The 25162-nt window shown below is 72.0% G+C and carries 23 protein-coding genes and 1 tRNA gene; 11 read left to right on the top strand and 13 right to left on the bottom strand.

The features are described 5' to 3' along the window. Positions 1-106 precede the first annotated feature (106 nt). Positions 107-370: a cell division protein CrgA gene (locus ACQEUR_RS05875; RefSeq protein WP_433026527.1), complete on the bottom strand. Its 264-nt coding sequence runs from the start codon at positions 368-370 to the stop codon at positions 107-109. Between the two features lie 226 nt (positions 371-596). Here ACQEUR_RS05875 and ACQEUR_RS05880 point away from each other — a divergent pair, with 226 nt between their 5' ends. From ACQEUR_RS05880 to ACQEUR_RS05895, 4 genes are read left to right on the top strand one after another with little or no spacing between them, the layout of a single operon-like run. After that, positions 597-1409 carry a DUF881 domain-containing protein gene (locus ACQEUR_RS05880; RefSeq protein ID WP_433026530.1) on the top strand — a complete coding sequence of 271 codons (813 nt, stop codon included), beginning with the start codon at positions 597-599 and terminating at the stop codon, positions 1407-1409. Beyond that, the gene (locus tag ACQEUR_RS05885; RefSeq protein WP_433026533.1) at positions 1406-4048 is read left to right on the top strand and encodes a class E sortase; all 2643 of its coding nucleotides are present in this window, start codon (positions 1406-1408) and stop codon (positions 4046-4048) included. The genes ACQEUR_RS05880 and ACQEUR_RS05885 overlap by 4 nt, the downstream gene beginning before the upstream one ends. A gap of 7 nt (positions 4049-4055) precedes the next feature. Beyond that, positions 4056-4340, top strand: a complete 285-nt coding sequence (locus tag ACQEUR_RS05890) for a hypothetical protein (protein WP_433026536.1) — start codon at positions 4056-4058, stop codon at positions 4338-4340. Between the two features lie 7 nt (positions 4341-4347). Continuing rightward, positions 4348-4998: an aminodeoxychorismate/anthranilate synthase component II gene (locus ACQEUR_RS05895; protein WP_433026539.1), complete on the top strand. Its 651-nt coding sequence runs from the start codon at positions 4348-4350 to the stop codon at positions 4996-4998. 81 nt (positions 4999-5079) lie between these two features. On the opposite strand, the gene pknB is transcribed toward ACQEUR_RS05895, so the two are convergent. The 7 genes from pknB to ACQEUR_RS05930 form a co-directional block, all read right to left on the bottom strand. Then, positions 5080-6855: a Stk1 family PASTA domain-containing Ser/Thr kinase gene (gene pknB, locus ACQEUR_RS05900; protein WP_433026542.1), complete on the bottom strand. Its 1776-nt coding sequence runs from the start codon at positions 6853-6855 to the stop codon at positions 5080-5082. 19 nt (positions 6856-6874) lie between these two features. Beyond that, positions 6875-8284 carry a protein kinase domain-containing protein gene (locus ACQEUR_RS05905; RefSeq protein ID WP_433026545.1) on the bottom strand — a complete coding sequence of 470 codons (1410 nt, stop codon included), beginning with the start codon at positions 8282-8284 and terminating at the stop codon, positions 6875-6877. A gap of 1 nt (position 8285) precedes the next feature. Next, a complete protein-coding gene (locus tag ACQEUR_RS05910; protein ID WP_433026548.1) occupies positions 8286-9791 on the bottom strand; it encodes a peptidoglycan D,D-transpeptidase FtsI family protein in 1506 nt (501 codons plus the stop codon). Beyond that, positions 9788-11170 carry an FtsW/RodA/SpoVE family cell cycle protein gene (locus tag ACQEUR_RS05915; RefSeq protein ID WP_433027723.1) on the bottom strand — a complete coding sequence of 461 codons (1383 nt, stop codon included), beginning with the start codon at positions 11168-11170 and terminating at the stop codon, positions 9788-9790. The genes ACQEUR_RS05910 and ACQEUR_RS05915 overlap by 4 nt, the downstream gene beginning before the upstream one ends. Before the next feature lie 142 nt (positions 11171-11312). Then, the gene (locus tag ACQEUR_RS05920; RefSeq protein ID WP_433026551.1) at positions 11313-12725 is read right to left on the bottom strand and encodes a BofC C-terminal domain-containing protein; all 1413 of its coding nucleotides are present in this window, start codon (positions 12723-12725) and stop codon (positions 11313-11315) included. Then, positions 12722-13204, bottom strand: coding sequence for an FHA domain-containing protein FhaB/FipA (locus ACQEUR_RS05925; protein WP_433026554.1), 483 nt, complete (start codon positions 13202-13204; stop codon positions 12722-12724). The genes ACQEUR_RS05920 and ACQEUR_RS05925 overlap by 4 nt, the downstream gene beginning before the upstream one ends. Before the next feature lie 4 nt (positions 13205-13208). After that, positions 13209-14012 (bottom strand): FhaA domain-containing protein, encoded by an 804-nt coding sequence (locus ACQEUR_RS05930; protein ID WP_433026557.1) that lies wholly within the window; start codon positions 14010-14012, stop codon positions 13209-13211. Positions 14013-14280: 268 nt separating this feature from the next. Here ACQEUR_RS05930 and ACQEUR_RS05935 point away from each other — a divergent pair. From ACQEUR_RS05935 to ACQEUR_RS05955, 5 genes are all read left to right on the top strand, one after another. Continuing rightward, a tRNA-Leu gene (locus tag ACQEUR_RS05935) sits at positions 14281-14363 on the top strand. 111 nt (positions 14364-14474) lie between these two features. Further along, entirely contained in the window at positions 14475-15548 is a 1074-nt protein-coding gene (locus ACQEUR_RS05940; RefSeq protein ID WP_433026560.1) for an NAD-dependent epimerase/dehydratase family protein, read from the top strand. Then, a complete protein-coding gene (locus tag ACQEUR_RS05945) occupies positions 15545-16351 on the top strand; it encodes a WecB/TagA/CpsF family glycosyltransferase (RefSeq protein WP_433027726.1) in 807 nt (268 codons plus the stop codon). The genes ACQEUR_RS05940 and ACQEUR_RS05945 overlap by 4 nt, the downstream gene beginning before the upstream one ends. A 112-nt stretch (positions 16352-16463) precedes the next feature. Then, complete coding sequence (locus tag ACQEUR_RS05950) at positions 16464-17906, top strand: hypothetical protein (protein ID WP_433026563.1); 1443 nt, start codon at positions 16464-16466, stop codon at positions 17904-17906. After that, on the top strand, positions 17903-18682 hold the full coding sequence (locus ACQEUR_RS05955; protein ID WP_433026566.1) for a 3-ketoacyl-ACP reductase: 780 nt from the start codon (positions 17903-17905) through the stop codon (positions 18680-18682). Before ACQEUR_RS05950 ends, ACQEUR_RS05955 begins: the two co-directional genes overlap by 4 nt. A gap of 95 nt (positions 18683-18777) precedes the next feature. Here the strand turns inward: ACQEUR_RS05955 and ACQEUR_RS05960 are convergent, their stop codons facing one another. Then, complete coding sequence (locus ACQEUR_RS05960; protein ID WP_433026569.1) at positions 18778-20655, bottom strand: S8 family peptidase; 1878 nt, start codon at positions 20653-20655, stop codon at positions 18778-18780. A gap of 236 nt (positions 20656-20891) precedes the next feature. Between ACQEUR_RS05960 and ACQEUR_RS05965 the strand changes: the two genes are divergently transcribed. Further along, positions 20892-21509: a hypothetical protein gene (locus ACQEUR_RS05965; RefSeq protein WP_433026572.1), complete on the top strand. Its 618-nt coding sequence runs from the start codon at positions 20892-20894 to the stop codon at positions 21507-21509. Here ACQEUR_RS05965 and ACQEUR_RS05970 read toward each other — a convergent pair. The 3 genes from ACQEUR_RS05970 to ACQEUR_RS05980 all read right to left on the bottom strand — a co-directional run bounded on the left by ACQEUR_RS05970 (position 21477) and on the right by ACQEUR_RS05980 (position 23290). Beyond that, the gene (locus tag ACQEUR_RS05970; RefSeq protein ID WP_433027729.1) at positions 21477-21890 is read right to left on the bottom strand and encodes a hypothetical protein; all 414 of its coding nucleotides are present in this window, start codon (positions 21888-21890) and stop codon (positions 21477-21479) included. The genes ACQEUR_RS05965 and ACQEUR_RS05970 overlap by 33 nt on opposite strands. A gap of 327 nt (positions 21891-22217) precedes the next feature. Beyond that, on the bottom strand, positions 22218-22439 hold the full coding sequence (locus tag ACQEUR_RS05975) for a DUF397 domain-containing protein (protein ID WP_433027732.1): 222 nt from the start codon (positions 22437-22439) through the stop codon (positions 22218-22220). Continuing rightward, entirely contained in the window at positions 22409-23290 is an 882-nt protein-coding gene (locus ACQEUR_RS05980; protein WP_433026575.1) for a helix-turn-helix domain-containing protein, read from the bottom strand. Before ACQEUR_RS05980 ends, ACQEUR_RS05975 begins: the two co-directional genes overlap by 31 nt. A gap of 604 nt (positions 23291-23894) precedes the next feature. Here ACQEUR_RS05980 and ACQEUR_RS05985 point away from each other — a divergent pair. Further along, positions 23895-24197 (top strand): hypothetical protein, encoded by a 303-nt coding sequence (locus ACQEUR_RS05985; protein WP_433027735.1) that lies wholly within the window; start codon positions 23895-23897, stop codon positions 24195-24197. Positions 24198-24222: 25 nt separating this feature from the next. On the opposite strand, the gene ACQEUR_RS05990 is transcribed toward ACQEUR_RS05985, so the two are convergent. Then, positions 24223-25089, bottom strand: a complete 867-nt coding sequence (locus ACQEUR_RS05990) for a PASTA domain-containing protein (protein ID WP_433026578.1) — start codon at positions 25087-25089, stop codon at positions 24223-24225. Between the last annotated feature and the right edge of the window lie 73 nt (positions 25090-25162).

The raw sequence follows: 25162 nt of genomic DNA on the forward strand, positions 1-25162 counted from the left end.
CGCTCTGCGCAGCCTACGCGGCCAGGTTACCCGTTGGTAACGTGAGCATCATCGCAGTGAACCCGACGCGCGGCCGAGCGGGCCGCGCCGGGTGGGCGTCCGGCGTTCAGCGCCAGCGGGAGAGCAGGGCGAGCGAGCTGACCATCGCGCCGAAGCCGATGGCGAGGTTCCAGTAGCGCCAGGTGGCGACCGGGTACTGCATCTCGGACAGGTAGAAGACGACCAGCCAGCCGATGCCGAAGACGATCAGCGACACAGCGGTGACCGGCAACCACACGGGGCTAGGCTTACGCGTCGTCGCGGCGGACGTCGGTCGGACGTCGGTCGGCGGCGTGTACACCTTCTTCTTGCGGACCTGGGACTTGGGCACGGCGCTCTCCTGAGGGGGTGGTGATCCTCGTCCGGCCTGACAACCGGACGCAAGGGCGACGGTCCATGGCCAATAATGTTCGACAGCTAGCGTAGTCGCGAAGACCCGTTCAGGCCACGGACCCGATCAGATGGCTGTCGACGGCGGATCGCCGGATACCCTGCGGACCGTACCGTCGTTCGGGAGATAATCGGTTAAATCGGTACGATCCGGAGGAGGAGCATCGGTGGAGTACACATCCGGCGCCGCCTCCTGGCGCAAGGTGCTCCGGCGCGTCGTCGTCGCCCTGCTGCCCCGGCGTGCCGCGCAGCACCGCCGATCGGTCTGGACCGTGGGCGTCCCCCTGATCGCCCTCGCCGCCGGACTGCTCTTCACCACTACGGCCACCACGGCCGGCGGCACGTCCCTGCGGGAGGACCGCCGCCCGGAGCTGGCCCAGCTCATCGAGGACCGCCGGGACCGGGTCGAGGCGAGCGAGGAACGCGCCGCCGCACTGCGCGACAAGGTGGAGGACCAGACATCGGCGCTCGGCGGCTCCGACACCGGAGTCACCGCCCAGCGGGAGCGGGCCGCGGCGAGCCGGCAGGCCGCCGGGTTCACCGCGCTGACCGGTCCCGGGATCAGCGTCGAGCTCGACGACGCACCCCAGTACGGCGACGGCACCCAGCCGGAGGACGCGAGCAACGACGACCTCGTGGTGCACCAGGGCGACGTACAGGCCGTGGTGAACGCGCTCTGGGCCGGCGGCGCCGAGGCCATGTCAATCATGAATGTCCGCATCCTCGCGACCAGCGCGGTACGCTGCGTCGGTAACACCCTGCTGCTGCACGGTCGGGTGTATTCGCCACCCTTCAAGATCACCGCGATCGGTGATCCCGCCGCACTCCAGCGGGCTCTCGCCGCGTCCGAAGGGGTCCGGTCGTTCAAGGACGCCGTCGTCCACTACCAACTCGGATACAGGGAAACCGTGGAGCCCACCGTGACCGTACCCGCGTACGACGGCCCCAGCGGTCTGCGGTCGGCGAAGGTTCCCGGATGAGTCCGGCGCCCGGGGAATACGACCCCCTCCGGGACGGCCGGCACCGCGCGCCCACCGAGCCGGACCGGGCACCGCGACCGGGCCCGCCCGCCCGCCGTCCCAAGATCACGGTTGATCACATCCTGCCGCCGCAGGGCGACCCGGACGACGTCGACACCGCCGAGTGGGCCGCCGCCTCCGCCCCGCGCCCGCCCGGCGACGACCCCACCGGCCGCTCCGACGACCACGCGCGCCCGTCCGGTACCGCGCCGGAGGACCGCTACGGCCAGCCGCGCCCCGACCCCGAGGACCGGTACCGCCAGCCGGGCGCCGCCCCGCAGAAGTGGCCCGGCGCGGACCGGTACCACCCGCGCGACCCGGCCCCCGACGACCGGCACCCGCGCGACCCGGCCCCCGACGACCGGCACCCGCGCGACCGGGTCCCCGACGACCGGTACCCGCCACGCGGCGCCGCGCCCGACGACCGCTACCCGCCGCGCGGGGTGGCATCTGACGACCAGTACCCGCCGCGCGGAGCGGCATTTGACGACCAGTACCCGCCGCGCGGAGCGGCATTTGACGACCAGTACCCGCCGCGCGGAGCGGCATTTGACGACCAGTACCCGCCGCGCGGAGCGGCATTTGACGACCAGTACCCGCCGCGCGACCGGGCCCCCGACGACCGCTACCCGCCGGGTGGGGCGGCCTCCGACGCCCGGTCGGCGGTGCCCCCGGCGGACCGGGGTCCGTGGGAGGTCGCGTCCCCCGGACGCTGGGAGCCGAGGCCGGCGGCGGCCGCCGGCACCTGGGGAGACACCCCGGCCGACCACACCGCGCGCCCGGCACCGAGACCGTCTCCGCACTCCGACCGCTGGCCGCCCGCGACCCCGCCCGGCGCCGACCGCCGCGACCCCACCACGGGCGCCGGCCCGGACCACTGGGAACCGGCACCCGGCTCCACCCGGGATCGGTGGGAGCCCGGACCGGCCCCCGCCCCGGATCGCTGGGCGCCGGCACCGGACCCGGCACCGGACCCGGCGCAGGACCGCCGGCAACCGCAGGAGCGCCGGGAACCGGCCGCGGGCCCGGCGCAGGACCGCTGGGAGCCCGCCGCAGGGCCGGCGCAGGACCGCTGGGAGCCCGCCGCAGAGCCGGCGCAGGACCGCTGGGAACCGGCCGCAGGGCCGGCGCAGGACCGCTGGGAGCCCGCCGCAGAGCCGGCCCAGCGCTGGGAGCCGGCGGGCGGCGGGCCCGAGCGCCGGCGGCGGTCACCCGAACCCGAGCACTGGGAGCCCGCCCCCGAAACGGACCGGTGGAGTCCGACACCCGAACCGGAGCGGTGGGGATCTCCGCCCGACGCCGACCACCCGCACCGGGCACCCGGGATCGACGGCTGGCAGCCGGCACCCGAGCGGGACAGGTGGCAACCTGGGCCGGACCACCGGCGTACCGGCGCCGCCGCGACACCGCCCGCCGATCCGGATCCCTGGGTGCCGGCTCCGGGCCGGGGCACCGCCGCCAGCCCGCCGTCCAGCCGAACCGAAGGGCCGGACGAGCGCACCGGCCCGCTGCCCGGGTTGCTCCCGGACGAGCGCACCGGCCCACTGCCCGGCATGGGTGGCGGCGCCGTCGACGGTCCGACCACGCTCATCCCGCAACTGCCCGCCAGGGACCCCGGCGCCACCGCGCTGATCCCGGTGCTCCCCGCCGGCCGGTCCGGCACCGAGGAGCAGACCGCCGCGCTGGTACCGAACGTGCGCGGAGCGGTGCCGGGGCGCGCAGCGGCCGGACCACCGCGCCGGGACGACATGGAGGCGACCGCACTGATCGGCGCCATCCCCCCGGCGCCCGCCGACGACGACGGGGACGGGCCCTCCGGCGGCGACGGCCGACCGCCCCGCGGCGCGCGGGTCGTCCCGCTGCGCCCCGAGCAGACCGGCGAGGGCTACAAGAGCGTCTACTCCGAGCTGACCCGACCGTCGCTCGGCTCCCGCATCCGCACCGGCGTACGGGCCACCGGAGAGCTGCTGATCACCTTCGGGCTGGTCGTGCTGCTCTTCGCCGCGTACGAGGTCTGGGGCAAGTCGACGATCGTCAACGCGCACCAGGACGACCTGAGCCAGCAGTTGGCCCAGGTCTGGGACCAGCCCGACCCCACGGTGGGCCCCACCCGTGCCGCCACCGCCCCGGGCAAGCCGGTAGCGGGCAAGCCGATGGCCGGCCTCTACATCCCCAAGCTGGACAAGCACTGGGTGGTGGTCGAGGGCGTGAGCCAGAAGGACATCCGGTACGCGCCCGGTCACTACCCGAAGAGCGCCCTGCCCGGACAGGTGGGCAACTTCTCCGTCGCCGGCCACCGGAACCGGGCCACCTTCTGGCGCCTGGACGAGCTTCGCGAGGGCGACCCGATCGTGGTCGAGTCCAAGGAGGCGTGGTTCGTCTACCACGTCTCGCAGAGCCGGATCGTCCGGCCGTCCCAGGTCGAGGTGGTCGCTCCGGTCCCGGGGCAGCCGCGCGCCAAGCCGACCGAGGCGATGCTGACCTTGACCACCTGCAACCCGAAGTTCGACAACTACCAGCGACTGATCGTGCACGCCGAACTGGTCCGCACCGAACCGAAGACCCCCGGGGCGGTACGGCCGGCCGAGTTGGACGGCTGAGGCGCGGATGTACGGCTGGATCTGGCGCAAGTTCCCCCTCGGGCTGCCGGGCAAACTGCTCGGCTCGCTGTTGCTCACCGCAGGCGTGCTCGCCCTGCTCTGGTACGTCGTCTTTCCGTGGGCCGAGCCGCTGCTGCCCTTCGACGACGTGCAGGTGACCCAGGACTCCGGCGTACCGTCCGGTGGCGAGCCCGGTGTCGAGGAGGAGCCCACCGAGCCGGCCGGTGACGGTCACGAGCTGCCGTACAACCCCAGCCGGAACAACACCCCGCCCCCGAGTCCCACCAGGTAGGCCCCGCATGCGCGTCCTCGTGATCGACAACTACGACTCGTTCGTCTTCAACCTCGTGCAGTACCTCGGCCAGCTCGGCGCCGAGTGCGAGGTACGGCGCAACGACGAGATCGACCTCGACGAGGTCGGCAGGGTCGGCGCGGCCGGGATCCTGCTCTCACCCGGACCGGGCACCCCCGAGCGGGCCGGCATCTGCCTGGACGTGATCCGGCGGTACGCGGGTGAGCTGCCGATCCTCGGCGTCTGCCTCGGCCACCAGGCGATCGGCGCCGCGTACGGCGGGACCGTGGAGCGGGCCCCCGAGCTGCTGCACGGCAAGACCTCCGAGGTACGGCACACCGGGGACGGCGTACTGGCCGGGCTGCCCGACCCGTTCACCGCCACCCGCTACCACTCGCTGGCCGTACTGCCGGAGACGCTGCCGGCGGAGATCGAGGTCACCGCCCGGACCGGGTCGGGTGTGGTGATGGCGATGCGGCACCGCAGCCTGCCGGTCGAGGGCGTGCAGTTCCACCCCGAGTCGGTGCTGACCGAGGGCGGGCACCTGATGCTGGCCAACTGGTTGGCCGGATGCGGGCTGCCGGGCGCGCTGGACCGGGCGCCCGCACTGGCCGCCGAGGTGGAGGCGCGGCGGCGCGGCGCCTTCGCCACCGCCTGAGCGGCGGCTCGCTTCGTCCCTACCTGAGCGACGGGCCGCCGCCGTCACCGCACCCGAGCGGGGGGCGGTGACCCGGGCGGGTCAGCGGCGGATCGTGGGCGGGGTCAGCGGCGGGAAGATCCCCCCGATGCCCCCGGCGCCCGGGGTGGGCGGCGGACTCGAACTGGGCGGCAGCGGCTCCTCTTCCCTCGCCACCGTCACCGTGATGGTGACGGTCGAGCCCTGCGCCCGCTTCGAGCCGCCGCGCGGATCCTGGGCGGTGACCTGGCCGGCGTCGTCGGGGTCGACCTCCTGCCCCGCCCGCACCCGGACCCGGTAGCCCGCGTCCTCCAGCGTCTCCCGCGCCTCCGCCTCCTGGTCGCCCACGACGTTCGGCACCTCGTCGACGTTGCCCTTGGAGACGGTGACCGTCACCGTCTCGTTCGGCTGGACCTCCCGGCCCCCCGGCGGGTCCACCGCGAGGACGATGTCCGGCGGCTCCTCGCTGTCCTGCTCCTTGCGCTCGACCCGCAGGCCGAGGTCCTCCAGCTGGCCCTTCACGGAGTCGTACTTCGAGCCCACCAGGTTGGCCGGGATCTTGACCGTCCCGGGACCGGCGCAGACCTGGAAGCCGACCTCGGTGCGCGGCGCGACCTGGCTGTCCGGCTCCCGGTCCTGCCCGGTGACCTGGCCCTCGGTGCAGTTGGCCGCCGTCACCGACTCGGCCACCGGGACCAGGTTGGCGTCCCGCAGTGCGGCCTCGGCCGCCGCCTGGGTACGGCCGACCACGTTCGGTACCGTCGCGGTCTGCGGGGTCTCCTGCCCGTTGAACATCAGGGCCGCCACCAGGGCGATCACCGCGAGCACACCGAGCCCGCTCAGCGAGGCGATCACCCAGGCCGAGGCGCGGCGCCGGCGGGCGTCGCCGCGCTGCGGCGGCATCGGCCGGGTCGACCCCGGAGGCGGACGGACCCCGCTCGGCGCCATCGCGACCGTCTCGTCCTGGCGAAGCACCGGAGTGGCCATCACCGGCCGGCCGGCCGCCGCCCGGAGCAGGTCGGCGCGCATCTCACCGGCGCTCTGGTAGCGGTTGAGCGGGTTCTTCGACAGCGCCTTGAGCACGATCGCGTCGATCGGTGGGGTGACGTCCCGGTTGATGTCGCTCGGCGCCGGCGGGTCCTCCCGGACGTGCTGGTACGCCACGCTGACCGGACTGTCGCCGACGAAGGGCGGATGCCCGCAGAGCAGCTCGAAGAGCACGCAGCCCGCGGCGTAGACGTCGGAGCGGGCGTCGACGGCCTCGCCGCGAGCCTGCTCCGGGGAGAGGTACTGCGCGGTACCGATCACCGCGCTGGTCTGCGTCATCGTGCTGGCACCGCTGGCCAGTGCCCGGGCGATGCCGAAGTCCATCACCTTGACCTGGCCGTTCAGGGTCATCATCACGTTTCCGGGCTTGATGTCCCGGTGGATGATGCCGTGCCGGTGGCTGAACTCCAGCGCGGCGCAGACGTCGGCGGTGATCTCCAGGGCCCGCCGGGGCATCAACCGGCCCTCGGCGGCGAGCACCTCCTTGAGGGTGCGACCGTTGACGAACTCCATCACGATGAACGGCAGGGTCTCGCCGGTGGGGGCGATCTCCTCGCCGGTGTCGTAGACCGCGACGATGGCCGGGTGGTTCAGCGAGGCGGCGTTCTGCGCCTCCCGCCGGAAGCGCATCTGGAAGGTGTCGTCCCGGGCGAGATCGGTACGCAACATCTTGATCGCGACGTCGCGGCCGAGCCGGAGGTCGCGCCCCCGGTGCACCTCGGCCATGCCGCCGTAACCAAGCAGCTCGCCGACCTGGTACCTGCCACCGAGCAGGCGGGCCTGCGCCGTCATCTCGTCTGTCGTCCTTCGCTCATCTGGTCACCCCGCCGGGATACACGACTCGCTCCACCTGACGGTACGGCGCAATCCGTGGCGCGTCGCGTCCGTCCTCGGTCTGTGAGCCTGACAGCGCCGCCGAGGTGGCCGGTGCGGCATTGCCCCTGTTGTTCTCCGTCACCCGGTAGGAAATCACGCCGGAGCAGATGAGCACCAACAGGCCGAGCACGACAGCCAACACGATCAGCAACGGACGGGTTCCGGAGGGCTGCGACGGCACCGCCTCCGGCCGGCCCGGATAGGCGTACCCGCCCGCCTGCCGGGGCGATCCCGGTGCCGGGACGGACGCCGCTCCCCGGTTGTAACCGGACGGCCCGCCCGGGGCACCGGCCGGTTGGCGGGCCACCGGCGCGGTGGCCGCGACCGGTCCGCCCGGCGGACGGGACGACCCGGCCGGCGGGGCGTACGGGGGCGCCACCCGGGCGCCACCCGAGGTCGGCCGTACGGGTGCCCCGGAGACCGGACCGTGCGGAGGCGAGGGCTGGTGCGGGGCGGCGGGCGAGTGGGGCGCCCCGACCGGGGGCGATGCCGGCGCCGCCGCCGGCCGTCCGGAGTGACCCGGGCCGGCGATGGTGGCGGCGGCCTGCCGGGCCACGGCGGCCAGCGCGGCCGCGGTCGGCCAGCGGGCCCCCGGCTCCTTGGCCAGTGACCGTTCGACGATCGCCCGGATCGCCGGCGGAATGTCCCCGGGCAGCGGCCGGGGCACGTCCCGGACGTGCTTCATCGCGATCTCGACCGGGCTGTTGCCCTCGAACGGCCGGCGGCCGGCCAGGCACTGGTACGCCACCACGCCGAGCGCGTAGACGTCGGAGGCGGGGGTGGCGACGGCGCCCGACGCCTGCTCCGGCGAGATGTACGACGCGGTGCCGAGCACCGAGCCGGCCGCGGTGAGCTGGCCGACGAGATCCGAGCGGGCGATGCCGAAGTCGGTGAGCACCAGGGTGCCGTTCGGCCGGACCAGCAGGTTGCCCGGCTTCACGTCCCGGTGCACGATTCCCTTGTCGTGCGCGGCCTGCAACGCGTCGGCGGCCTGCGCCACCAGCGCCATGGTCCGGGCCGGGGTCAGCCGTCCGACCCGGCCCAGGGTGCGGGACAGCGCGTCGCCCTCGACGTACTCCATCACCAGGAAGGCGATCTGCTGGTCGCTGCCGTAGTCGTAGACGTCCACCACGCCGGGGTGGTTGATGGTGGCCATGGTCCGGGCCTCGCCGCGGAACCGCTCCGCGAAGCCCGGCTCGTCCAGCAGGGCCGGCAGCAGGATCTTGACCGCCACCGTACGGCCGAGCACCTCGTCGGTGCCCCGCCAGACGTCGCCCATGCCACCACCGGCGATCCGCTCGTCGAGACGGTAGCGGTTGCCGAGCAGCACCCCGGGCTTGAGCATGTCAGCGGCCCCCTCGGTCGGCGATCACCGCGCGCATGATTTCGCGGCTGATCCGCGCGGCCTCGGCGCTGCCGCCGGAGCCGGCCGACTCGAGCATCACGCAGACGGCGGAGACGGGCTTGCCGTTGTCGTCGAGCGCGAACCCGATGAACCAGCCGTGGTCGTCGGTGACCTCGCCGGCCTGCGCCGTACCGGTCTTGCCGCCGACGCGGTAGCCGTCGATCCGGGCGTTGCGGCCGGTGCCGTTCTGCACCACGCTGACCATCATGTCCTGCAGGTCGCCGGCGACCTGCGAGTCGACCGGCCGGCGCAGCTCGCGCGGTGCCGCCGTGTAGTGGGTCGTCGTCCGGTCCGGGCCGAGCTGCTTCTGCACCAGGTACGGGCGCATCTGCCGGCCGTCGTTGGCGATGGCCCCGGCGATCATCGCGCCTTCCAGCGGGGTCATCCGGACGTTGTTCTGCCCGATCGCGGACTGCGCCACGGACGGCGGGTCGTCCCGGCCGTCGGGGGTCAGCATCTCGCCGGTACGGCTGGGCGCCACCGGCAGCCCGCCGTCGCCGAGCCGGCCGGCGGTCAGCTCCTGGTCCTCGAAGCCGAACTGCCGGGCCTCGTCCTTGAGCTTCGCCGAGCCGAGGGTGACGCCGAGTCGGGCGAAGCCGGTGTTGCAGGACTCGGTCAGCGCCTCGATCAGGGTCACCGACGACTCGGGGCAGATGCTCGACGCGGCGTTGCGGATGTCGTCGCCGGCGGTCGGCGGCAGGTAACTGGAGCCCGCCGGAATCCGGGTTTCCTTGGTGTACCCGTTCTCCAGCGCCGCCGCCGCGCCGATGACCTTGAAGGTCGAGCCCGGGGGCAGCACCTCGGAGAGGGCCCGGTTCTTCAGCGGGCCGTTCTTGTCACCCTCCAGCCGCTGGTACGCCGCCTGGGCAGTGTCCGGGTCGTGGTCGGCCAGCGGGTTGGGGTCGAAGCTCGGCATGGAGACCAGCGCCTGGATCGCCCCGGTGGCCGGGTCGATCGCCACCGCCGCGCCCTTGCTCGCCCCGACCTGGTTGTCGGCGAGCTGCTTGAACGCCGTCTCCTGGGCCCGGGGCGAGATGCTGAGCAGCACGTTGCCGCCGGCGGTCTGGTCGCCGGTGAAGAGGTCCTTCACCCGGTCGGCGAAGAGCTGGTCGCTGGTGCCGGCGAGGTACTCGTCCTCCAGTCGCTCGATGCCGGTCTCCGCCCCGTTGACCGGCTTGTACCCGACGACGTGGGCGTACATCTCGCCCTTCGGGTACGTCCGGAGGAACTTGAGCCGGCCGCTGGTCTCCCGGTTCGTCGCGACGGTGGTGCCACCGGCCTCGACCAAGCCCCGCTTGCGCTCGTACTCGGCGACCTGGACCCGGCCGTTGTAGTCGCTGTTGCGGTACTCGTCGGCCTTGTAGGCCTGCACGTAGTTGAGGTTGACGAAGAGCAGGCCGAACAGGACCATCACGACGACGCCCACCCGGCGCAGGGGTGCGTTCACGGTCGGATCACCTCCGTTGTCGCGCCGTGCAACTGGGGCGGCGGTCCCGCCGGCACCCCGCTCGCCCGCGGTGCCGCGGCCGAGTCGACCGGCCGGCGCGCGGCGTCGGAGATCCGCAGCAGCGTCGCGACCAGCAACCAGTTCGCCATCAGCGACGAGCCACCGGCGGAGAGGAACGGCGTGGTCTGGCCGGTCAGCGGGATGAGCTTGCTGATCCCGCCGACGATGACGAAGACCTGGAGGCCGAGGGTGAAGGCCAGGCCGCCGGCGAGGAGCTTGCCGAACGAGTCCCGTACGGCCAGCGCCGCCCGCAGGCCCCGCTCGACGATCAGCAGGTAGATCACCAGCAGCGCGGAGAGGCCGAAGAGGCCGATCTCCTCACCCATCCCGGCGAAGATGAAGTCGTTGTGCACCTCGGGCAGGATGGTCGGCTGACCGCCACCGGGCCCGGCGCCGAACAGCCCGCCGGTGCCGAGGGCCAACAACCCCTGGACCAGTTGGTAGCCCGAGTCGTGCGGGTCGGCGAACGGGTCGAGCCAGATCTCCGCCCGTACGTAGAAGTTGGCGAACGGACCGCCGACGGTGCTGCCGAGGAAATACGCCAGGAACGCCCCGCCGAAGAAGAGCAGCAGGCCGATGATCAGCCAGCTGACCCGCTCGGTGGCGATGTACAGGGTGACCACGAACATGCCGAAGTAGAGCAGCGAGGTGCCGAGGTCCTTCTCGAAGATCAGCACCAGGAGGCTGATCAGCCAGACCACCACGACCGGCCCGAGGTCCCGCCCCCGGGGGAAGTCCACCCCGAGGAAGCGCTTGCTGGCCAGCGAGAGCACCTCGCGCTTGCGTACCAGGTAGTAGGCGAAGAAGACCAGCAGGGCCAGTTTGGCGAACTCGCCGGGCTGGATGGAGAAGCCACCGATCCGGACCCAGAGCTTGGCGCCGTTGATCTCGGAGAAGCGGCTCGGCAGCACGGCCGGGATCATCACCAGCACGATGCCGGCGAGGCCGAGGGTGTAGGCGTACCGGGAGATGGAGCGGTGGTCGCGGAGCAGCACGAGCAGCCCGGCGGCGAGGACCACCGCCCCGAGGGTCCAGGCGAGCTGGCGGCCACCGACACCGGCGAAGATCGGCAGGTCGCCCCGCTCGTCCGGGGACGCCTGGGCCAGGTCCAGCCGGCGCAGGAACGCCACGCCGAGGCCGTTGAGCAGCGCCACCGCCGGTACCAGCACCGGATCGGCGTACGGGGCGAGGAAGCGGATCACCAGGTGCAGGGCGAGGAAGACCGCGGTGAGCGAGGCGGTCGGCACCCAGAAGTCGAGCGACACGGTGTCGAGTTGGTTGGCCTCGACGGCCGCCGCGTACGCCGCCACGACGGCCATCGCCAACAGCAGCAGGGCCAACTCGGCATTGCGCCTGGTCCTGGCGAACCGGACGCGCGGAAGCTCGCCCGTTGGCGCGGGCGTTGCTGCCGATCCAGGCGGGGCGGTCACGATAGTTCCCTCGGATCGTCGGAGCTGACGCTCACTCGATCGACCGACAGTCCGCCGGGTCGACCGGCGTGATCGGATCGGACGGTGGCGCGTCGGGCGTACCCGCCGGGGTGGCGGAGGCCCGCACGGTCGGACCGGGGGTGGTGGGGTCGGGACCGGGACGCGACGGGGTGCCGGAGGGGGAGACGGCGGTCGCGCTCGGTGAGGTGCTGGGCCGGCAGAGCGGCTTGAGGTTGGGGTTGCCGGGATCCTCGGTCGTCAGTTCGGCGAGCCGACGCTGTGCGTCCGGCTCGTTCTTCGCCTGGATGCCCTGCTTCACCTCCTCCTGCGCGGCCTCGGTCAGGTCGTCCAGCTCGGTGGGGCTGGTGGAGTGCACGTTCGACAGGTCGAGGCCGGCGATCCGCCCGGGGACCCCCTGGAAGACGGCGAGCTGGCCGTCGTCGGTGGCCCCGACGTAGTACTGCCGCTGGGTGTAGGTCCAGCCGAACCAGAGGCCGCCGCCGATCACGGCGAGCACCACGACCAGCAGCAGCGCGGTCCGTACGGGATGCCGGCGCGGCCGGTCGGCCTCGTCGTCGGAGCCGGAGTCGGCCGGCTCCGGGCTGGCCGGGCGGGGCGGGGAGAGCGCGGAGGCCCGCGCGGCGGGGGTCGAGTCGTCCGCCGAGGTCGCCATGCCCCGGTCCCGGGCGGCCGCGCCGCCGACGATCGGGGCGGCCTCCACGATGTCCTGGTCGCTGGCGTCGGCGATGATCACGGTGATGTTGTCCGGGCCGCCGCCGCGCAACGCGAGCTGCACCAGCCGCTCGACGCAGTGCTGTGGGTCCGGATAGTCGCGCAGGGCGTCCGCGATGGTCTCCGCGCTCACCACGCCCGAGAGGCCGTCGCTGCAGATCAGGTACCGGTCGCCGGGCAGCACCTGGCGGACCGAGTATTCGGGGTCGATGTCGCGGCCGTCCAGTGCCCGGGTGAGCAACGAGCGCTGTGGGTGGCTGCTCGCCTCCTCCAGGCTGATCCGGCCCTCGTCGACCAGCATCTGGACGTACGTGTCGTCCTTGGTGATCTGGGCGAACTCGCCCTCGCGCAGCAGGTACGCGCGCGAGTCACCGATGTGCACCATGCCGATCTTGCTGCCCGAGAAGAGCAGGGCGGTCAGCGTGGTGCCCATCCCCTCCAGGTGCGGATTGGCGTCCACGGTGTCGCGCAACTGTTGGTTGGCGGTGTCCACGGCCGACCGCAGGGCGTCGACGAGGGCGTCACCGGGGACGTCCTCGTCGAGCGGGGCCATGGCACCGATGACGATGTTGCTGGCGACGTCACCGGCGGCCATCCCGCCCATGCCATCGGCGACGGCGAGCAGCCGCGGCCCGGCATAGACGGAATCCTGGTTGCCGTCTCGGATCAGCCCGCGGTCGCTGTGCGCCGCATAACGCAGGGTCAGAGTCATGGCCGTAATTCGAGGGAAGTGCGGCCGATTCGGATCGGCACGCCGAGGGGGACGGGGGTAGGTCCGGTGACCTTAGCGCGATCGAGGTACGTACCGTTAGTGGATCCGAGATCTTCCACGAACCACTGCCCGTTCCTCGGGACGAGCCGGGCGTGCCGCGCGGAGGCGTAGTCGTCGGTGATCACCAGGGTGGAGTCCTCCGCGCGCCCGATGGTGATCTGTGTTTCGCCCAGGGTTATTCGGGTGCCGGCGAGCTGGCCGGCGGTGACGTGCAGCTGGTGTGCCGCCCGGCCCCGCTTGACCTTCGCCGGCTTGTTCCCACCCGTCGCGGCCCCGACCCCCCGCGGTGCCGCGACGAGGCGGGTGGACCTCGCCCCGGCGAAGAGGTCCCGGCGGATCACGCCGACCACCGTGAACACGAAGATCCACAGCAGGACGATGAACCCGACCCGGGCGACGGTGATGACGAATGGAGGCAAGGCCTCAACCGTCCACGCGGAACGTCAGGGTGGTCGTGCCCAGCTGGATCATGTCGCCCGGGTTCAGCGCCACGGCCGAGACGCGCTGGCCGTTGACCATCGTGCCGTTGGTCGAGCCGAGGTCGGTGAGGACCACCTGGGCGCCGTCGAAGTCCAGCCGCGCGTGCCGGCGGGAGATGCCGACGTCGGGCAGCCGCAGGTTGGCCTGGTCACCACGGCCGATCACGGTGGAGCCCATCTGCAGCGGATAGGTCCGCCCGTCGCCGGAGACCAGCCGGATGTTGCGGCCCCCGGGCGCGCCGTGCCCGGGTGGCGGGCCGTAGCCGCCCCCCTGGTCGTACGGCGGGTAGCCGGGTTGCTGACCCGGCGCGGCGTCGTACGGCCCCTGGTGCACCGGGGCGACGTCGCCGCCGGTGTAGACCTCGGCGGTGACCCGGAACATGCCCGTGTCGAGGCCGTCGCCGCGCTCGATCTCGACGATCACGTCGCCGTAGACCGTCCACGCCTGCTCGCCGATGAACTCGGCCTGCGACTGCGCCAGCTCCTGGGCCAGCGCGGCCGCGTACGGCGCCAGCCGACTGTGGTCGTACGGCGAGAGATCGATCACGTAGCGGTTGGGTACCAGGGTGCGCCCACCAGCGAGGATCGCCTTGTGCGCCTCTGCCTCCCGCTGCATCGCGTTGAGGATCTCGACAGGGTGCACGACCCCCTTGAACACCTTTGCGAAGGCCCCCTCTACCAGGCCCTCCAGACGCTTCTCAAAGCGTTGCAGCACGCTCACCGGCTCCTCCTCGGGTTCCGAGGACATGATGGTATCCGGCCGTCGCTCGCGCAGCTCGCACGCCGCTCGGCCGCCCTACTGCCGGCCCTGTCCGGGGGCCGGCAACTGTCGTGCTACTCTTCCATCCGCCACGAGCGGTAACGTCCGTGGCCGCAGTAGGGATAGCGTAGTATGTCCCGGCACCTGCCGATCAGCGGGCTCCGGACAGAATTGTTATTGTCCCGTGCTGCGCTGGAGGTTGAGGCGTTCGGTCGGGCTCCGCGAGGAGTTCCGGGTGACGCGGTTCACCCTCCAAGGGGAAGTGGCGGAATGGCAGACGCGCACGGTTCAGGTCCGTGTGCCCGAAAGGGCGTGGGGGTTCAACTCCCCCCTTCCCCACAGCAGAAGGGCTCCGTGGCGACGCGGGGCCCTTCGTTCATATCGGGGCAAAGCCACCTCCGCGCTATGCTCCGGTGGTTTCCGACCCCGAGGGCGATCCAGGAGTGACGTGTGACTGTCGCGTTGGTTACCGGCTCAGGCGGCCTGATCGGATCCGAGGCGGTCCGACACTTCGCCGGGCTCGGTCTGGACGTCGTCGGGATCGACAACGACATGCGCCGCCGGTTCTTCGGCGCGGAGGCCTCCACCGCCTGGAACGTGGTGCGGCTGACCAGCGACCTCGGTGACGCGTACACGCACCACGACGTGGACATCCGCGACCGGGAGGCGCTGGCGGGGATCTTCCGGCGCTACGGCCGCGACATCGGCGTGGTGATCCACACCGCCGCACAGCCCTCGCACGACTGGGCCCTGCGCGACCCCTTCACCGACTTCGACGTCAACGCCGGCGGCACTCTCAACGTCCTGCAGAACGTGCGCGAGCACTGCATCGACGCCCCGGTCATCCACTGCTCCACGAACAAGGTGTACGGCGACCGCCCCAACAGCCTGCCGCTGGTGGAGCAGGAGACCCGGTGGGAGCTCGCGCCGGACCACCCGTACCACAACGGCATCAAGGAGGACATGTCGATCGACGGCTCGCTGCACTCGGTCTTCGGCGCCTCCAAGGTCGCCGCCGACGTCATGGTGCAGGAGTACGGCCGCTACTTCGGCATGCGTACCGCGTGCTTCCGGGGCGGGACGCTGACCGGGCCCGCGCACTCCGCCACCGAGCTGCACGGCTACCTCGGGTACGTGATGCGCTGCAACATGGAGCGCCGGACGTACAAGATCTTCGGCTACAAGGGCAAGATGGTGCGGGACGCCATCCACAGCCACGACGTGGTCGCCGCCTTCGAGGCGTTCTTCCGCAACCCGCGCTCGGCGGCGGTCTACAACCTCGGCGGCGGGCGGCACTCCAACTGCTCCCACCTGGAGGCCTTCGCGCTGGCCGAGCAGATCTCCGGCCAGGAGATGATCACCGAGTACCACGAGGCGAACCGGATCGGCGACCACCAGTGGTGGATCGGCTCCAACGCCGCGTTCCAGCAGGACTATCCGGAGTGGAAGCAGGTGTACGACGTACCGATGATCCTGCAGGAGATCCACGCGGCCAACGTCGACAAGTGGGTGCCCAAGCCGTGATCTCCAAGGGCAAGCGCAACGTACTCGGTGTGCTGGTCGACGCGCTCGACTACGAGGCGGCCACCGAACAGGTGCTCGCCGCCGCGCGGGACCGGCGTCCGCTGGCGCTGACCGCGCTGGCCGTGCACGGCGTGATGACCGGCGTGCAGGACCCGGCGCACAACGCCCGGCTGAACTCCTTCGACGTGGTGACCCCCGACGGTCAGCCCGTGCGCTGGGCGCTCAACCTGCTGCACCGCGCCGCGCTCACCGAACGGGTCTACGGCCCGCACCTGACCCTGCGGGTGTTGGACCGGTGCGCCGACGAGGGCCTGCCGGTCTACCTGTACGGCTCCACCGACGACACGCTCGGACGGCTCATCCCGGAGCTGGAGCGGATGTTCCCGGCGCTGAAGATCGCCGGCGTGGAGTCGTCGAAGTTCCGCCCCGCCCGGCCCGGCGAGGACGTCGAGATCGCCGACCGGATCCGGGCCTCCGGTGCCCGGCTGGTGCTGGTCGGGCTCGGCTGCCCCCGGCAGGAGGTCTTCGCGTACGCCATGCGGCCGCTGCTCGACATGCCGCTGATGGCCGTCGGCGCCGCCTTCGACTACCACGCCGGCCTGCTGCGCAAGCCGCCGGCGTGGATGCAGCGCCGCGGCCTGGAGTGGCTGTGGCGGCTGGGTCTGGAGCCGAAGCGGCTCTGGCACCGCTACCTGGTGCTCAACCCGCTCTACGTGGCCCGGCTGACCGCCCAGAAGACCGGGTTGTGGAAGGCCACCCCGCCACCCCCGGCCACCGAGTCCCCCGCCGGCTTCGCCGTCTGAGCGTGTAAGGAAGGGCCCCTTCCAATCGCTTTTGGTAGAGGAAGGGCCCCCTCTTAACAGCCATCGGCCGGGTGGGCTGTCGCTCGGGATAGCGCTTTCCTATGCTGGGCCGATGATGAGGATCGACCAGGATCTGACCCCCGCCGCGCTGCTCCCGAAGATCGACCGGCTCTGGGAGGCATCCGCGCAGAAGATCGACTCGATCGAGCGGAGCTGCCCGCCCGACTTGGCGTCGCCGGTCTTCACCGTCGCCGGCCGGTACACGGCGCGGGGCTGGACCGAGTGGACCCAGGGTTTCCAGTACGGCTCGGCGCTGCTCCAGTTCGACGCCACCGGCGACCGCCGCTTCCTGGACTCCGGGCGGGAGCGGACGGTGGCGGTGATGGCCAGCCACGTCAGCCACATCGGCGTACACGACCACGGGTTCAACAACGTCAGCACGTACGGCAACCTGTGGCGGCTGATGAACGAGGGGCGGATACCGGCCGACCGCGCCGAACGCGACTTCTACGAGCTGGCGCTGAAGCTCACCGGGGCGGTGCAGGCGGCGCGCTGGCGGGACACCTCCGACGGCACCGGTTACATCTACTCCTTCAACGGCCCGCAGTCGCTCTTCGTCGACACCATCCGCTCCTGCCGGGCGCTCGCGGTCTCGCACCTGCTCGGGCACGTGCTGATGGGCGAGCGGGACGAGCGCATCTCGCTGCTGGGCCGGCTGGTCGAGCACGCCGCCAACACCGCGCGGTGGAACGTCTACTACGGCGAGGGCCGGGACAGCTACGACCTGTGGGGCCGTACCGCGCATGAGTCGATCTTCAACGTGAACGACGGCAGCTACCGGTGCCCGAGCACCCAGCAGGGCTACTCGCCGTTCAGCACCTGGACCCGGGGACTGGCCTGGGCGATGCTCGGCTTCCCCGAGCAGTTGGAGTTCGTCGCCACCCTGCCGGACGAGGAACTGAGCCCGTACGGCGGCCGGGCCGAGGTCGAGGCGATGCTGCTGAGGGCCGCCACCGCCACCTGCGACTTCTACCTGTCGCACACCCCGACGGACGGGGTGCCGTACTGGGACACCGGGGCACCCGGGCTGACCCGGCTCGGCGACTACCTGGACCGCCCGGCCGACCCGTACAACGCGCACGAGCCGGTGGACTCGTCCGCGGCGGCGATCGGCGCGCAGGGCCTGCTCCGGTTGGGGCGCTACCTGAGCGGGAACGGGCGCACCGAGGAGGGGCGGCGCTACTGGCAGGCCGGGCTGACCGTGGCCGGCACCCTCTTCGACGAGCCGTACCTGAGCACCGATCCCACGCACCAGGGCCTGATCCTGCACTCGGTCTACCACCGGCCCAACGGCTGGGACCACGTACCGGCCGGGCAGCGGGTGCCGAACGGCGAGTCCAGCATGTGGGGCGACTACCACGCCCGGGAGCTGGCCCTCTACCTGTCGCGGGTGGCCCGGGACGAGCCGTACTACACCTTCTTCGGCCCCCCGCGCGACAACGCGGCGCCGGTGGCGTCGGCCGTCGCCGCGGTCGGGAACGGGGCGACCGCGTGAGCGGGCGTCCGGCCGCCGTCGTCACCGGCGGCTCCCGGGGAATCGGTCGCGGCATCGTGCTGGCGCTGGCCGGCGCCGGGTACGACGTGGTGGTCAACTACGCCAGCAACGCGGAGGCGGCGGCCGAGGTCGGCAAGGAGGTGGAGGCGCTCGGGGTACGGGCCCACCTGGTCCGCGCCGACGTCTCCGTCGACGCCGACCGGCGACACCTGATCGACGAGGCGACCGCCGCGTTCGGCCGGCTCGACCTGCTGGTGAGCAATGCCGGGGTCGCACCGTCCGTCCGGGCCGACCTGCTGGAGGCGGGCGAGGAGTCGTTCGACCGGCTGGTCGCCATCAACCTCAAGGGGCCGTACTTCCTCGTCCAACTCGCCGCGAACACCATGATCGAGCAGCAGGCGGCCGGCCGGACGACGCGGCCGAAGATCGTCATCATCTCCTCGATCAGCGCGTACGCCGCGAGCGTCAACCGGGGCGACTACTGCGTGGCGAAGGCGGGGCTGGCGATGACGGCCCAGCTCTACGCCGCCCGGCTCGCCGAGCACGACATCAACGTGTACGAGATTCGGCCGGGCATCATCGAGACCGACATGACCGGCTCGGTCCGGGCCAAGTACGACGACCTGATCTTCAACCAGGGGCTGACCCCGATCCGGCGCTGGGGACAGCCGGACGACGTCGGCCGGGCGGTGGTGGCGGTCGCCACCGACCTGCTCCCGTTCAGCACCGGTCAGGTGATCGACGTGGACGGCGGCTTCCACCTGCGTACGCTCTGACGCCCGAGCGCCGGAGCCACGGACGGCCCGAGGTGTTAGGAAGGGCCCCTTCCTATGCAAAAAGCGATAAGAAGGGGCCCTTCCTTACAGGCTCGTCAGAGGGTGAGGGTCCAGGTGTTGAGGTACCCGGCGTCCCCGCTGTAGACGTCCCGCACCCGCAGCAGCCAGGTGCCGTTCGCCGCCTCCGAGGAGAGGTTGCCGGTGTAGGTGGTGTTCACGTTGTCCGCGCTGTCGAAGTAGCTGCTGCCCTTCAGCCCGTACGCCGTGCCGTCCGGGGCGATCAGGTCGATGACCAGGTCACCACGGAAGGTGTGCACGATGTTCACCGCCACCGTGGACGCCGAGGAGGCGTTCCGGTCGCAACCGGCGATGGTGATCCCGCTGGTCACGTTGGTGTTCGTGTCCGGGATCGACACGTCTGTGCCGTTGGTGCCCGAGCAGCCGCCGCCACCCGCGCCGGTCACCGTCAGCGTGTAGGTCGCCGTCCGGCTGCCCGCCGCCCCGGTACCGCTGACCGTCACCGGGTAGGTGCCGGCCGGCGTGCTCGCCGAGGTGGCGATGGTCAGCGTGGACGAGCCGCCCGAGGTGACCGTGGCCGGGCTGAACGATGCGGTCGCCCCGGCCGGCAGGCCACTCGCGGAGAGGCTCACCGACTGGGCCGCCCCGGAGGTGGTCGTGGTCGCCACGGTCGCCGACAGCGAACCACCCGGCGCGGTCGACCCGCTGGTCGGCGAGACCGACACGGCGAAGTCGTTGGCCGGCGGCGTGCCGTCGTTGACCAGGTAGAGCAGCCGGTTGGGGGTTCCGGTGCCCACGTTGCTGACCACGTTCGGCGTGGAGTTGTTCACCAGGTAGTCGCGGACCTGCTGCGGGCTCCACGTCGGGTTCGCCGAGAGCACCATCGCGGCCGCGCCGGCCACGTGCGGTGACGCCATCGACGTACCGCTGATGGTGTTGGTCGCGGTGTTGCTGGTGTACCAGGACGAGGCGATGCTGACACCGGGCGCCAGGATGTCGACGCAGGTGCCGTAGTTGGAGAAGCTGGCCGCGGCGTCGTTGCTCTGGGTCGCCCCGACCGTGATGGCGTTCGGCACCCGCGCCGGCGAGAAGCCGCAGGCGTCCAACCGGTTGCCGAGGGTGTCGCCGTTGCCGGCCGCGACCACGTAGGTGATGCCGGTGTTGATGGAGTTGTTCATCGCGGTGTCGATCGCGGCGTTCGCCGAGCCGCCGAGGCTCATGTTGGCCACCGCCGGACGCACCGCGTTCGCGGTGACCCAGTCGATACCGGCCACCACCTGGGCGTTGCTGCCGCTGCCGGAGCAGTTGAGCACCCGTACGCCGTAGACGCGCGGGCCCTTGGCCACCCCGTACGACGAGCCGCCCACCGTGCCGGCCACGTGCGTGCCGTGGCCGTGGCAGTCGTCGGCGGAGCCGCCGTCGATGGCGTCGAACCCGCTCACCGCCCGCCCCGCGAACTCGTTGTGGCTGAACCGGATCCCGGTGTCGATGACGTACGCGTTGACGTTCGCCGCCGCGTTCGGGTAGGTGTACGAGCTGTTCAGCGGCAGGTTGCGCTGGTCGATCCGGTCGAGGCCCCAGGACGGGGGGTTCGGCTGGGTGCCCGTGATGTGGACCGTGTGGTTCTGCTCGACGTACGCCACGCTGGGGTCGGCCGCGATCCGGGCCGCCGCCTTCGCGGAGGCACTGATCTCGAAGCCGCGCAACGCCGCCGTGTAGGTGCGGGCCACCGACCCGCCGTGCCTGCCGGTCAGACCGTGGGCGGCCGTACCGACCCCCGTGCGGCTGACCGCGTTGTCCTTGAATACCACGATGTAACTGTCCGAAATAGCGGTGACACCCCCGGCGCTGCGGATGACACCCTCTGGTTCGGCCGCCACGGCCGGTACGGCCACAGCGGCAATCAGGGCCAGCGTCGTCGCACCAACGACAACGGACCTACGCGGGAGACTCATCTCCCTCCTCCCCTCCGACCGGCACGACCGTCCACTCTTTTCACCTGAGGGATCAGCGAGACCGATCGAGCTGAGATTAGTCAGCGCGGAGCGGAAATGGCAGATGTCGAAACTTCTATACCTCTGACAGGATGCCCCCTACGGGTCCGTTCCCACCCGACGAAGGGGACTTCTCCGGGCTGTGCGGGGGACGGTCCCCGATTTGCCGGCGGCTAATTCGGGCAATGCTTCATGTCATGGACACCGACCTTGTCATCCTGCTCGCGGTCGCCGCCGTCTGGCTGGTCGCCGGTGTCGTCGCCGAGGGGTTGCCGGGGCTGCGTACCGCCCGGGCGCTGCGCCGACGTACCGGCCTGCTGCTCAATCTCGTCCTGGCCGGCCTGGCCGGCCTGGCCGGCCTGGCCGGCATCGTCGGGATGGCGGTGGCCGGACCGCTCGGTGCGGAGCCGACCCTGACCGGCCGGGCCGCCGGAGCCCTGGCGCTGGCCGCCGGGCCCGCGCTGGCGGTCGCGGCACTGACGCTGCGCCGGTTGCGCCGGATCCGGTCCGGCACGGGCGCCTTCGCCAGCGCGCCGCAGACCCCGGCGTCGCCCCGCTCCCGGGCCGCGGCGGCGCATCCGATGATCGCGCTGCCGGTGCAGGTGACCGGCCTGGTCATGCTGCCGGCGCTGGTCACCGCCGCCGGGCTGGCCCCGCTGACCGAGCCCGGCACGATCGGGCTGGTGCTCACCGTGGCCGTCGTCGCGGTTGGCACGATCGGCGTACGGCTCGCGCTGCGGCACAGCCGGCTGCTCGACCGGGCGGTCACCGTCCGGACGCGGTCACCGAGGACGTCGCGCGTCCTGCACGTATAGCAGCTCCAGGATGGAGCGGGCCGCCTCGAACCACCGGTCCAGCCAGGCCGGGTCCGGCATGGTGCCCTTCGGCGGCAGCTCCAGCAGCAGGCCGCGCAGCAGCGGGTGGTCGACGAGCGGCTCGGCCGGCAGGTCCGGCCAGTCCGGCGGCGGGAAGACGGGTTCGGTCAGCCCGTCCAGCGACGGCAGGGAGGGCAGCCGCTCGCGCGGGCGCTCCGGCGGCAGGTCGGGCACCCGGTTCTCCGGCGAACCCAGCTCCGGTACGGGTAGCGGCTCCTCCACCGCCGTACCGCCGTCGCGACGGGCACCTCGGTACTTGCCGACGAACCGGTCCGGCTTGGCCGCACCGTTGCCCAGATTCTCCGACCCGATCGTCATCAGCCTCGCCTGCCTCGCTCGGTTGGGCACCCTCGCGGCGGGCCGGCGTTCGCGGCGCCGTACCGCCGATGCCGCGCCGTCGACGTACGACACCGCGCCGTCCGGTACAACGATCCGGCCGGTCGCGGGCGACGGCGTGGCCGGCCACGATCGACGGGTACGCCTACGCCGAAGCGCGCGGCCACCCGGCGGCTCGTCGCCGACCGGGTGACCGCGCGCAGGCCGGATCACCGGCAGTTCTCTTCCAATCGGATTGGCCGTCGGTCCGGGTCGGACCACAGGGTCGGTCGAACCATCAGTTCGGCCGAACCGTCAGTCCAGGTCGGACCGTCAGTCCAGGTCGAATTCGCCGTCCTTGGTGCCGCCGACGAACGCATCCCACTCGTCCGGCGTGAAGATCAGGGCTGGCCCGGTCGGGTTCTTCGAATCTCGTAACGCGATCGCGCCGCCCGCGAAGGCCACCTCGACGCAGTTGTCACAATTGGGTCCGCTACGCGAACTCTTGTGCCACACCGCCCGAGTCAGGTCGACGCGGAACCCCTTTGTCTCCACTTCCACAATGGCTCCTCTGCCACCTTCGCAATCAGAGCGACGGACTCCTCCGGGCGCATTGCCGCTGCTCGGATATGGTCGAAGATAAAGATGTACTTTTGCAATTCATCCCGCTTTTCCAGGAAGAGTCCGCCCGTGGCATTTTCGGCGTACACCACGTCCGGATCACCCGGTTCCGGAAAGCTGAGGATGGCGAAGGTACCGTCCATGCCGGCATGCGCGCCGACCTCGAACGGCAGGACCTGGAGCGTGACGTTCGGTAGGTCGGCGGCGTGCACCAGCCGCTCCAACTGGGTCCGCATGACCGCGTCACCGCCCACCGGTCGACTGATCACCGCTTCATCGAGCACCACCCAGAGGTCGATAGGATCGTCCTGGCTCAGTAACGACTGACGCCCTAATCGGACACGGACCCGCTGGTCGACCTCTGACGCGACCCAGTCCGGACGGGCCGAACGGATCATCGCGGTGGCGTACTCCTTCGTCTGCAGAAGGCCGGGCACCGTCTGCTGCTCGTACGCCCGGACGGAACCCGCGGCGGCCTCCAGGCCGACGTACGCCCCGGCGAGGACCGGGCTGTACGGGTGCCACCAGCCCTTCTGCCGGGCCTCGCGGGCGATCTGGATCAGTTCCTCGCACTCCGCGCCGGTCACCCCGTAGATGCCGAGCATGTCGCGTACGTCGCGGACGGTGGCCGTGGTGTGTCCGGTCTCGATGCGGGAAACCTTCGACGCCGAACACTCCAGAAGATCCGCGACGGCCTCGATGGTCACCTTGGCTCGCTCGCGGTGCTGGCGGAGTTCGGCCCCGAGTCGGCGGCGGCGGATGGTCGGGCTCCGGCGCTCGGTCACCGGGTCACCTCCGGTCGATCAATGGAGAGAGGTCGGAATCGCCGCTGCGGGTGCGACCGCCGATCGGCGAATGATCGTTCTGGACGGTGGAGCGATCGAATGATCGTCCCGGACGGGTGGAACGGCGAACGGTGGCCGCGGCGGAGCGAAACCTGGTCCAGTCTGCCGCTTCGACGTTCGGCCCATCAAGGACCGTGCGGCCGACTGTGCCATCCCGGAGCAAAGGGCAAACTGCAACTTGCATTGATCATGTCCTTGATGCACCCTGTCCGTATGCCTAGGGCTACACAGCGTCTCCATCCGGTCAGGCGACGCGATGCTCCCCCATTCTCGCCTGACCCGGGCGACGGTCGTGCCACCAGCACGGCGAGGAGCCCCGCTCCGGGGTAAGAGCCCCCGCCGCTGTAAGCCAGGGCCGCTACGGCGGCTGGCGCGTCCCGGAGTAGACAGGTGTTGGCCGGGGCGGGGCGTCGACTCGTCTCGGCGCGTCGCCCCGGCCAACGCCCCAGAAATCCATTCACATACGCCGGCGCCAGACGCATCCGGCCCATTCCACCGCCCGCCACCCACGCCGGTTCTCCGGCCAGTCGGACAGGAGCTGATGGTGCTTCCCCGCTCCGGTGATGTGCTCCACGTGACCCGCACGGCGAGCGTCCAGTTCGCCGAGCCGATCTTCTTCCGGGTGATCCGGGTACATGACTGGCCGACCTATTACGGCTGGATCTGGCTCGACGGCTACGAACTCGACTCCGCCGGGGACGCCGTCGAGCGCCGGTCCATCTTCGTACAGCTCAGCGGGCTGCGGCAGTTGCACACCAACGCCGTACGCCGCAACCACCTGCCGCCGGCCCGGCGTCCCACCCGGAACAACTCCTCCGTGCTCGCCCACCGGGTCCGGGTCGGCTGAGACTCCGGTCCGGACCGGGCCGGGGTCAGCGCGTGGGGGTGGGCTGGTCCGGCGTTGCCCCGGTGGGCGTGGCCGGGGTCGGGGCGAGCGGTTCGGCGACCACCAGGGTGACCAGGTCTCCGGCACCGACCGGTTCGCCGGCCCGGGGGTCCGTCTCCAGCACCGTCCCCGCCGGCTGGTCCGAGGGGCGCAACCGCACTCGGGGTACGAGCCCGAGCTGGTCGAGCAGGTCGCGGGCGGCCTGTTCCGGCAGCCCCACGAGGGTCGGCATCGGCACGGTGGCGGCCGGTGTGGTGGCCGTCGGGGTGTTCGTCGGCGCCGCCGAGGTGGCCTGGGAGGTGGCCACCGGGGCACTGGTCGGGGCCGGCGGCGGCGGGCCGGGGTCGGCGCCCCGGGGCGAGGAGTAGATCAGCCAACCGGCGACCGCCAGCACGGCGAACAGGATCAGTGCGAGTACCCCGATCAGGATCGGCATCCACCACCGCCGGTCGTCCGGCTCGGCGCCGTACGCCCACTCGGTGGAGCCGGGATCGCCGGCCGGGTTGGCGGAGCGTACCGGCACTCCGGCCCGGCCCGACCAGGACGGCGGCCGGGCGGGCGGGGTGGCCCCCTCCGGGGGCGTGGCCGGACAGGCGCCGCGACGGGGTAGCCGCGCCGTCGGCTCTGCGCCCACCGGCGGTCCGGCGCCCGCCGGGCCCGGCAGCGGCGCGGTGGCATCCGGCGGCGGCAGCGCCGCGGTGGCATCCGGCGGCGGCCCTGCGGTGGTGGCGTCCGGGGCGGCACGGTCGGCGGTCGGCGGCTCGTCGTCGGGGCCACGGCCACGCCGCTGCGCGCCCCCGGCCTTGCGGGGCTCCTCCGGGGTGTTCCGGGATTCCTGCGGGTCCTCGGCCATGGCGCGTCCTCTCGGCAGCCACCACAAACCTATCCGGCGGGACGCCGACCGGCCGGCGTCAGGCGACCCGGGC

Source organism: Plantactinospora sp. CA-290183 (assembly GCF_050936375.1).
In the GTDB taxonomy this organism is placed as follows: domain Bacteria; phylum Actinomycetota; class Actinomycetes; order Mycobacteriales; family Micromonosporaceae; genus Plantactinospora.

Coding starts and splice junctions, on each gene's coding strand:
- ACQEUR_RS05920 (WP_433026551.1), bottom strand. CDS start 12,725: ATGACTCTGACCCTGCGTTATGCGGCGCACAGCGACCGCGGGCTGATC.
- ACQEUR_RS05915 (WP_433027723.1), bottom strand. CDS start 11,170: ATGGCCGTCGTGGCGGCGTACGCGGCGGCCGTCGAGGCCAACCAACTC.
- ACQEUR_RS05885 (WP_433026533.1), top strand. CDS start 1,406: ATGAGTCCGGCGCCCGGGGAATACGACCCCCTCCGGGACGGCCGGCAC.
- ACQEUR_RS05930 (WP_433026557.1), bottom strand. CDS start 14,012: ATGTCCTCGGAACCCGAGGAGGAGCCGGTGAGCGTGCTGCAACGCTTT.
- ACQEUR_RS05950 (WP_433026563.1), top strand. CDS start 16,464: ATGATGAGGATCGACCAGGATCTGACCCCCGCCGCGCTGCTCCCGAAG.
- ACQEUR_RS05960 (WP_433026569.1), bottom strand. CDS start 20,655: ATGAGTCTCCCGCGTAGGTCCGTTGTCGTTGGTGCGACGACGCTGGCC.
- pknB (WP_433026542.1), bottom strand. CDS start 6,855: ATGACGGCGCAGGCCCGCCTGCTCGGTGGCAGGTACCAGGTCGGCGAG.
- ACQEUR_RS05990 (WP_433026578.1), bottom strand. CDS start 25,089: ATGGCCGAGGACCCGCAGGAATCCCGGAACACCCCGGAGGAGCCCCGC.
- ACQEUR_RS05895 (WP_433026539.1), top strand. CDS start 4,348: ATGCGCGTCCTCGTGATCGACAACTACGACTCGTTCGTCTTCAACCTC.
- ACQEUR_RS05890 (WP_433026536.1), top strand. CDS start 4,056: ATGTACGGCTGGATCTGGCGCAAGTTCCCCCTCGGGCTGCCGGGCAAA.
- ACQEUR_RS05905 (WP_433026545.1), bottom strand. CDS start 8,284: ATGCTCAAGCCCGGGGTGCTGCTCGGCAACCGCTACCGTCTCGACGAG.
- ACQEUR_RS05965 (WP_433026572.1), top strand. CDS start 20,892: ATGGACACCGACCTTGTCATCCTGCTCGCGGTCGCCGCCGTCTGGCTG.